We start from the raw sequence: 8,760 nt of genomic DNA, 5'->3' as shown, positions 1-8,760 counted from the left end.
GATGGGGTGATGGGGTGATGGGGTGATGGGGAGCGTGAGTCTAGTAGAAACAGTCAAGTAGGGTGCGTTACGCTTTCCTGCGGAATGCTGCGCAAACGCTTTTTCCTGACGGAATGCTCCGCAAACATGTCGCTTCGCTAACGCACCGCAATATTTGGGGGATGTGCGTTACGACGTTTCGCTGAATTCCTTTCATAGCCTAAATTTAAGCCTTCTAACGCACCCTACAAGTTTTGCTACTAATTATAACTTGGGGGCGGTGCGTTACATTCCATTAACGCACCCTACTAATTATAACTATTGATACTTATAATTGATAACTGAAATGACAAATTTTAATCACCAGGAAGTAGAATTATTGTCCGAGCTAATATTTGCTCTGGAAATGTCTCAAGGAGACTTTCGGCTATTTTTAGCCCGTTGTAATAATCTAACTCAGCGCGATCGCCTAATTCAAGAATTCCAGGCATCTTTTTCTGGAGACTTAGCACAGTTGCAGCTAGATGAGTCGGTTAGAGAACTTTATGCTACTATTGGCCAACAGTTAGGAGATAAACAACCAGATGCTTTTATGGTTTGGGGTTTNGCTCTGGAAATGTCTCAAGGAGACTTTCGGCTATTTTTAGCCCGTTGTAATAATCTAACTCAGCGCGATCGCCTAATTCAAGAATTCCAGGCATCTTTTTCTGGAGACTTAGCACAGTTGCAGCTAGATGAGTCGGTTAGAGAACTTTATGCTACTATTGGCCAACAGTTAGGAGATAAACAACCAGATGCTTTTATGGTTTGGGGTTTGGAGTCAGTAAAAGATGTAGATAAATTGCTCGTATCCATGAGTTTAGTCCTGGATGAGTTTAGAAAAAACTTTCACTTTCCAATACTTTTATGGATAGATGCAGAGGTTTCCCGGAAGTTCATTCGCTTAATTCCTGATTTTGAAAATAGGGCAAGTTTAACTGTATTTGAAACTCCCACTCAAGAATTAATAGATTTTATTCAGCAGACGAGTGAGAGTGTTTATCAGAAAGTATTAGAAAGTGGAGCAGGAATATTTTTAGAGCATACCGCTTTAGGTGTCGGAGAGTTTGTTTATCAAGAGTTGTTAGATGCACAGCAACAATTGGCAAATAGAGGAATTAGGTTAGAAGCAGAATTAGAGGCAGGNGGAAGAACAGCAGATAACTCTGAGGAAACAGCATTCGACCATTATCAACGGTGTCTCGAACTTTGGAAACAGCTTAACAAACCTGTGCGAGTGGCTCACACTTATTATTATTTTGGGTTTTGGTGCCGTAGTTATGAGATTAGGCATCCAGAGGATAAAAATATGCTTTGCTCTCTGGCGTGCTTATATTATCAGCAGTCAATAGAAGGGTTTGAGGCAATTAACCGTCCCGACTTAGTTGCTAAATTTATCAATGCTTGGGGAGAAGTTTTGCATACTTTGGGGCGTTGGGATGAGTTGGAGACTGTTGCGAATAAGGCAATAGAATTACATAAAACCTATTCCTACCCATTTAGACTAGCTTTTGCTTACGATTTTCTCGCGGAATTTGAACTAGCAAAAAGTAACTATAAACAAGCAAAAAAACAGGCTCAAAATGCCCTAGAAATTTTCGACAAAACTTTCAATGCTGCATCTCCTCCTACTTCAGAAAAAGACCAAAAAAATTTAGATTGGGAACAATATTCTCGTCTGGGGAGATATTTATTTTCTTTAGCTAAAGCTGAAAAAGGTTTAGGTGAAATTAAATCGGCAATAGGCAATTTTGAACAAGCAAAAAATACGACTAATCCTGAATATAACTCCCAATTATACATCAATATTCTGACGGAATTACGAGAAATATATTATGAAGAAAAAGCATATTTAGAAGCTTTCAAAATTAAGCAAGAGAAACTCAAAGTAGAACAACAATTTGGGTTTCAAGCTTTTATTGGTGCGAATCGTTTGAGAGATATCAAATTAAATATTAATCCGGCTTTACCTCATTCTAAACACAGAACTAATCAAAAACAACTGACTCAAGAAATTGCTGCATCTGGACGACAGTATGATGTAGAAATATTGGTGCAAAGAATTAGTCGTCCTGACTATAAATTAATAGTTATTCATGGGCAATCAGGAGTAGGTAAAAGTTCTATTTTGCAGGCTGGATTAGTTCCGACTTTGGAGGGAAAATCAATTGCTACTCGTGATGTGGTTGTTGTTTTGCAGCGAGTTTATGTTAATTGGATTTCTGAATTAGGGAAACTTTTAGCAAAAAAACTGCAAATAATTGCAAATTTAACGGTTAATTCAGAAAGTCTAAATTCGGCTGAGGCAATTTTTTCTCAGTTACGAAATAATGGTAATGATAAATTAAATCTACTCACGGTTATCATTTTTGACCAATTTGAGGAATTTTTCTTTGAAAATAGCGAACCAAAGGATAAACTGCAATTTGCTCAATTTCTCCAAGATTGTTTAGAAATACCTTCTGTGAAAGTTGTTTTATCTCTCAGGTCAGATTATATTCATTATTTATTAGAATTTAATCGCTTGAGGAAGTTAGAAGCAATTAATAGTAATATTTTAGACAAAAATATTCTCTATTACTTAGGAAATTTTGAGCGGTCACAGGCGAAATTAGTTATTCAAGGATTAACGGCAAATTCTCAGTTTAAAATAGATGGAAATCTCACAGAAAAATTAGTAGAAGATTTAGCTCAGGAGTTGGGAGAAATTCGTCCGATTGAGTTGCAAGTTGTAGGGGCACAACTCCAAGCAGATAATATTACTACTGTAGAAAAATATCTGGAATTAGGAGATAATCCTAAAGCCGAATTGGTAGATAAATATTTAGCATCAGTGGTAAGCGACTGTGGGGAAGAAAATAAACAATTTGCTTGGTTGGTGTTATGGTTATTGACTGATGAAAATAATACTCGACCATTGAAAAGTCAGGCCGAGTTGTTGAAGGAAAGTAAGTATAGTTCAGAGGAGTTAAAGTTAGTATTAGAGATTTTTGTAGATTCGGGTTTGGTGTTTTTGTTGCCCGAAAATCCAGCAGATAACTATCAGTTAGTACATGATTATTTGGTGGTGTTTATTCGGCAGAGGAAAGATGTAGAATTATTAGAGGAATTGAAACAGGAAAAGGAAAAACGACGGGAAGCAGAAGAACAACGGCGGCAGTTGGAAGAGGTACTTAATGAGCTGAAACAGGAACAAGAAAAACGACAAAAGTTGCAAAAGCGACTGGTTAAAGGTTCGGTTGCTTCTACCTTAGTGATGACACTATTGGCAGCAGGGATGACAATCTTTGGCTTACAGGCAGAAAGGAAAGGTAAACAAGCAAAAATTCTTGCTCAGGTAAATGAAGCTATACTGTTGTCGGTGTCAGGCCAGCGATGGGATGGGTTGATAAAAGCTATGGAGGTTAGGCAAAAACTAGATCGTATAGATCGTAAATTGCAAGCAACGCGTGAAGCTAGGAAGATTACAAATGCTCTCCGAGTCGCAGTTGATAAAAGCAACAAGGATGATGAGTTTAGAGAATTAAACCGTCTCCATGGGCATAAGAATAGGGTCATTGCTGTAGCATTTAGTCCTGATGAAAAGACCATTGCCACTGCAAGTTATGACAATACAGCAAAGTTGTGGAACAAAGAGGGGCAGTTACTACAGACTCTAAACGGACATGAGAATGGAGTCAGCAGCATAGCATTTAGTCCCGATGGAGAGACTATAGCAACTGCAAGTTATGACAAAACAGTTAAGTTGTGGAACCGTCAGGGAGAATTGTTGGGCACTCTAACTGGGCATAAGAATTCGGTCAATAGTGTAGCATTTAGTCCGGATGGAGAGACTATAGCGACTGCAAGTAATGACAATACGGTGAAGTTGTGGAACCGTCAGGGAGAATTGTTGGACACTCTAACTGGGCATAAGAATTGGGTCAATAGTGTAGCATTTAGTCCGGATGGAGAGACNGGTGTAGCATTTAGTCCTGATGGAGAGACTATAGCGACTGCAAGTGATGACAAAACGGTGAAGTTGTGGAACCTTAAAGGTGAAGAGTTGCAAACTCTAACTGGTTATGAGGAAATCGTCCGCAGTGTAGCATTTAGTCGTGATGGAAAGATGGTTGCCACTGCTAGTGATGACAAAACGGTGAAGTTGTGGAAACAACAGGAGCCGTTGCAGACTGTAAAAAAGTATAATGATTGGATAATAAGTGTAGCCTTTGGCCCTAATGGCCAGATGGTTGCCACTGCAAGTGGTGACAAAACGGTAAAATTGTGGAACCTTGAGGGTAAAGAGTTGCACACTCTAACTGGGCATAAGAATTGGGTCAATAGTGTAGCATTTAGTCGTGATGGAAAGATGGTTGCCACTGCTAGTGATGACAAAACGGTGAAATTGTGGAACCTTGAGGGTAAAGAGTTGCCGACTCTAAAAGGCCATGAGGATTGGGTTTGGGATGTAGCATTTAGTCCTGATGGAAAGATGATTGCCACTGCAAGTCGTGACAAAACGGTGAAATTATGGAACCTTGAGGGTAAAGAGTTGCATACTCTGAAGGGGCATGAAAATTCGGTCAATGGTGTAGCCTTTAGCACTGATGGTCAGATTATTGCTTCTACAAGTGATGACAAAACGGTGAAGTTGTGGAACCTTCAGGGTAAAGAGTTGCAGACTCTGAAGGGGCATGAAAATTCGGTCTGGGGTGTGNCAAGTGATGACAAAACGGTGAAGTTGTGGAACCTTCAGGGTAAAGAGTTGCAGACTCTGAAGGGGCATGAAAATTCGGTCTGGGGTGTGGCATTTAGTCCTGATGAAAAGACTATAGCAACTACAAGTTATGACAATACAGTGAAGTTGTGGAACCTTCAGGGTAAAGAGTTGCACACTCTAACCGGGCATAAGAATGGGGTCAGCAGTGTAGCATTTAGTCCGGATGGAGAGACTATTGCAACTGCAAGTTATGACAAAACGGTAAAATTGTGGAACCTCGAGGGTAAAGAGTTGCAGACTCTAACCGAGCATGAGGAAGGGGTCAGCAGTGTAGCATTTAGTCCGGATGGAGAGACTATAGCAACTGCAAGTTATGACAAAACGGTGAAGTTGTCAACAAATTGGCGGATAGAAGATTTAACTAAGCTTGGTTGCGAGTGGTTAAATGATTACCTAATTTCCCATCCCCAGGAGTTAGAGGAACTTGAGATTTGCCACACCGATGAAGGCAAGAAAGTAGCTTCTCATAGTTGGGTAATAGAGGGAGAAAAGTTGGCGAGGGAAAGCAAGGGGGAAGCAGAAAAACTTAAAGAAGCAGTTGCAGCATTTAAAAAAGCACTGAAATGGAACCCCGACCTTGATCTCAACCCCAATTTCAAAGCTTGGGCAGAATCATTAGGGAAGGCAGAAAAACTGATGGAGGAAGGAACAGAATTAGCAAGGGAAGGAAAAATTGAGGAAGCAGTGGAAAAGTATCAGCAAGCAAAAGAACTTGATCAAGTAGCATTTATCCCTAGTTGGCAAAATATTGACCCAGAAGCTAAAGCTAAATATCAAGCAGTAGATGAGTTACTGAATAAAGGAAGTGAACTTGTCAGGGAGGGTAAAGTTCAGGAAGCTATAGACTCCTACAAAAAAGCAGAAAAAATCGACCCCACTCAAATTTCTTCTGATTATTGGGCTTACCTTTGTCGCCAAGGTACTCTTAATAACCAAGCTCCTGATGTGATGTTTGCCTGTGAAAAAGCAGTCGCCCTTAGCCAAAAAAATCCCTATATTCTTGATAGTCGTGGAATTGCCAGGGCGTTAACAGGGGATTTTAAAGGGGCAGTTGCAGATTTTCAGGAATATGTAAAATTGACTGATAATGAGGAGAATAAAGCAAAACGACAAGAATGGATAAAAGCACTCCAGCGGGGAGAAAACCCATTTACTGATGAGGTGTTGCAGGAGTTGAGATAGTAGGGGCTGGGTTTAACCAAGAGGATTGAAATAAGCGCGTTCAGTCCTCTAAACCCGCCCCTCATTATTTTACTGGACTGACACAACTAATGGGTGTGCATTAGGTGTGCATTAGGGCGGGTTTATATAAATTAGGACTTACGCAAAGAAACCCGGTTTCTACGATAAATCCTTGTTTTGAGTAATAGAAGTCTACGAGAAACCGGGTTTCTGGGTTCACCTGCGTAAGTCCTGATAAATCTTAGAGTAAGTATTAAAATTCTAGCTAAAACCCGCCCCTACTATTGCACCATTTTAGATGAAACACTCCATTACTATCCTTCCCAAAAATCAACCTAATTCCGCATAGATAAACCAATGCGCTTCAACTTTTCATTTACTTCTAAAACTCGAACTTTTACTACTTGCCCAACTTTCACAACTTGCTTCGGATCTTTAACAAAATAATCTGCCAATTGAGAGATATGTACTAACCCATCTTGATGAACTCCTACATCAACAAATGCACCAAAATTTGCCACATTAGTTACTATTCCTTCTAACTCCATTCCTACTTCTAAATCCCTAATTTCTTTAATTCCTTCTCGAAAAGTTGCATACTTAAATTCTGCTCTGGGGTCGCGCCCTGGTTTTTCTAATTCACCAATAATATCTTTCAGAGTTGGTTCGCCAATTTTATCGGTGACATACTTTTTTAAATCCAGAGATTTGACTTTTTTTGATATCTGATTAATCTGATTTATCGACACTCCTAAATCTTGAGCAATAGTCTCAACGACCGAATAACTTTCTGGATGTACTGCCGTATTGTCTAAAGGATTTTTACCGCTCCGAATTCGCAAAAATCCAGCACAAAGTTCAAAAGTTTTCCCACCCAATTTTGACACTTTTAAAATTTCTTTGCGACTTTGAAAAGCTCCATTTTCATTCCGATATTTAACTAAATTTTTTGCCACTGTAGAACTCATACCAGAAACAAAAATCAGCAGTTCTTTGGAGGCAGTATTCAAATCTACTCCCACATAATTCACACAACTTTCTACAGTTTCATCTAACTTTTTTTTCAACAATTTTTGGTCTACATCATGTTGATATTGACCGACTCCTATAGACTTGGGTTCTATTTTGACAAGTTCTGCTAAAGGGTCTTGTAAACGTCTACCGATACTAATAGCTCCCCGCACTGTAATATCTAAATCTGGAAATTCTTCTATTGCTACTTTAGAAGCAGAATAAATTGAGGCTCCAGATTCATTAACTATGACTTTTATTGGTTTTTTATCCAAGGTCGAAATTACTTCTGTGATCAATTCATCTGTTTCTCTTCCTGCTGTACCATTACCAATAGCAATTAGTTCAATTTTGTACTTTTGAATTAACTGTTTAATTGTTGTAGTAGCTTGTTTTTTTTGGGCTGAAGATTGATGGGGAAATATGGCTTGATATTTTAAGAATTTACCTGTTTCACCTAAGACGGCAACTTTACATCCGGTTCTAAATCCAGGGTCAATTCCTAAAGTAGGTTTCATTCCCGCAGGAGGAGATAATAATAATTCTCTGAGGTTAGTTTCAAAGGTTTTAATTGACTCAATATCTGCCTCAGCTTTCTTTTGAGTTCTTACTTCATTTATCAAGGAATTTTTCATCAAACGATTAAAGGAATCTTTGAGCATTTCCTGATAAAAAGTTCTGATTTCTTTGGCTCTGGTACAAATTTCTGAATCTGCCAAATAAGATAGTACAAATTCTCGGTCAAAATCCAGGTCTAGATTTAATATTCCTTCAGTTTCTCCTCGTAACAAAGCCAACATATTATGAGGAGCAATATCTTTAATATTTACCCGAAAATTTCGGTACATTTCAAATTTAGTCGTACCTTCTGGGTAATCATCTTTAATTTTGGAAATAAAACCACCAGAGTCGAGAAAATATTCTCGAATATAAGCCCGTAACTCTGCTTTTTCTGCCAGTGCTTCTGCCAAAATATCAGATGCTCCTTGCAAAGCATCTTCTAGATTTTTGACACCTTTTTCCTCAGCAATATATTTAACTGCTTCTTCTTCAATAGATATAATTTTTGCTTGAGAATTATTCAAAGATTTGATAAATTCTGCTAAAGGTTCTAAACCTTTTTCCCTAGCAATAGTTGCCTTAGTTCGGCGCTTTGGTTTATAGGGAAGATAAAGGTCTTCTAATTCTGTTTTTTGGAAACAAGACTCTATTTTTTCCTGTAATTCGTCCGTAAGTTTACCAGCTTCATAAATTGCTTTTAATATTACTTTTTTTCTTTCTTCAAGTTCTTGAAGATAAGTAAATCTATCCCAAATATTTCGCAGTTGAGTTTCATCCAGGGAACCAGTATATTCTTTTCGATAACGAGCAACAAAAGGAATAGTTGCTCCTCCACTTAAAAGTTCCAGAGCATTTTTAATATTTTTCGGATTGATATTTAATTCTTGAGCTAAGGTTTTATTTATGTCCAACATGAGCTATCTAGATAAATAGAATTTTTGATTATTTTATACCAAATAGAAATCCTAAGTAGATTGTAATATTTTATCGTAAGGTTTTAGTTTCCAAACCCAAGGGAAAATGGGATGAGGTTTATTTTATCCTCAAGTTTAGTTCTCCCAACCTAAGCAAAAATTTGATTCGCTTATCAGATTTTTTCCGAAATTTTCTCCCAACCTAAGCAAAAATTCGATTCACCTGTCAGATTTTTTCCTCAAGTTTCGGTCTCCTAAGCAAAACAAAAATTTGATTCGCTTATCAGATTTTATCCTAGAGTTTCCATCTCC

The 8,760-nt window shown here is 38.2% G+C and carries 2 protein-coding genes and 2 pseudogenes; 3 read left to right on the top strand and 1 reads right to left on the bottom strand.

Translation table 11 applies throughout. The annotated features are described in order from the left end of the window. Positions 1-1,327 precede the first annotated feature (1,327 nt). The 3 genes and pseudogenes from AFK68_RS46040 to AFK68_RS42270 all read left to right on the top strand — a co-directional run. A pseudogene (locus AFK68_RS46040) lies at positions 1,328-3,975 on the top strand (hypothetical protein); the annotation flags it as partial. Between the two features lies 1 nt (position 3,976). Next, positions 3,977-4,717 (top strand): annotated as a pseudogene (locus tag AFK68_RS42275) (WD40 repeat domain-containing protein); the annotation flags it as partial. Positions 4,718-4,735: 18 nt separating this feature from the next. Next, positions 4,736-5,962, top strand: a complete 1,227-nt coding sequence (locus tag AFK68_RS42270) for a hypothetical protein (RefSeq protein WP_246844342.1) — start codon at positions 4,736-4,738, stop codon at positions 5,960-5,962. Between the two features lie 335 nt (positions 5,963-6,297). Here AFK68_RS42270 and AFK68_RS21845 read toward each other — a convergent pair whose 3' ends face one another. Further along, positions 6,298-8,448 carry a Tex family protein gene (locus AFK68_RS21845; RefSeq protein ID WP_094675046.1) on the bottom strand — a complete coding sequence of 717 codons (2,151 nt, stop codon included), beginning with the start codon at positions 8,446-8,448 and terminating at the stop codon, positions 6,298-6,300. Between the last annotated feature and the right edge of the window lie 312 nt (positions 8,449-8,760).

Source organism: Hydrocoleum sp. CS-953 (genome assembly GCF_002260545.1).
In the GTDB taxonomy this organism is placed as follows: domain Bacteria; phylum Cyanobacteriota; class Cyanobacteriia; order Cyanobacteriales; family Microcoleaceae; genus Trichodesmium.
This window is presented reverse-complemented; position numbering and strand designations above follow the sequence as displayed.

Excerpts from the sequence above, each read along its gene's own strand:
- AFK68_RS21845 (WP_094675046.1), bottom strand. The coding sequence starts at position 8,448 with ATGTTGGACATAAATAAAACCTTAGCTCAAGAATTAAATATCAATCCG.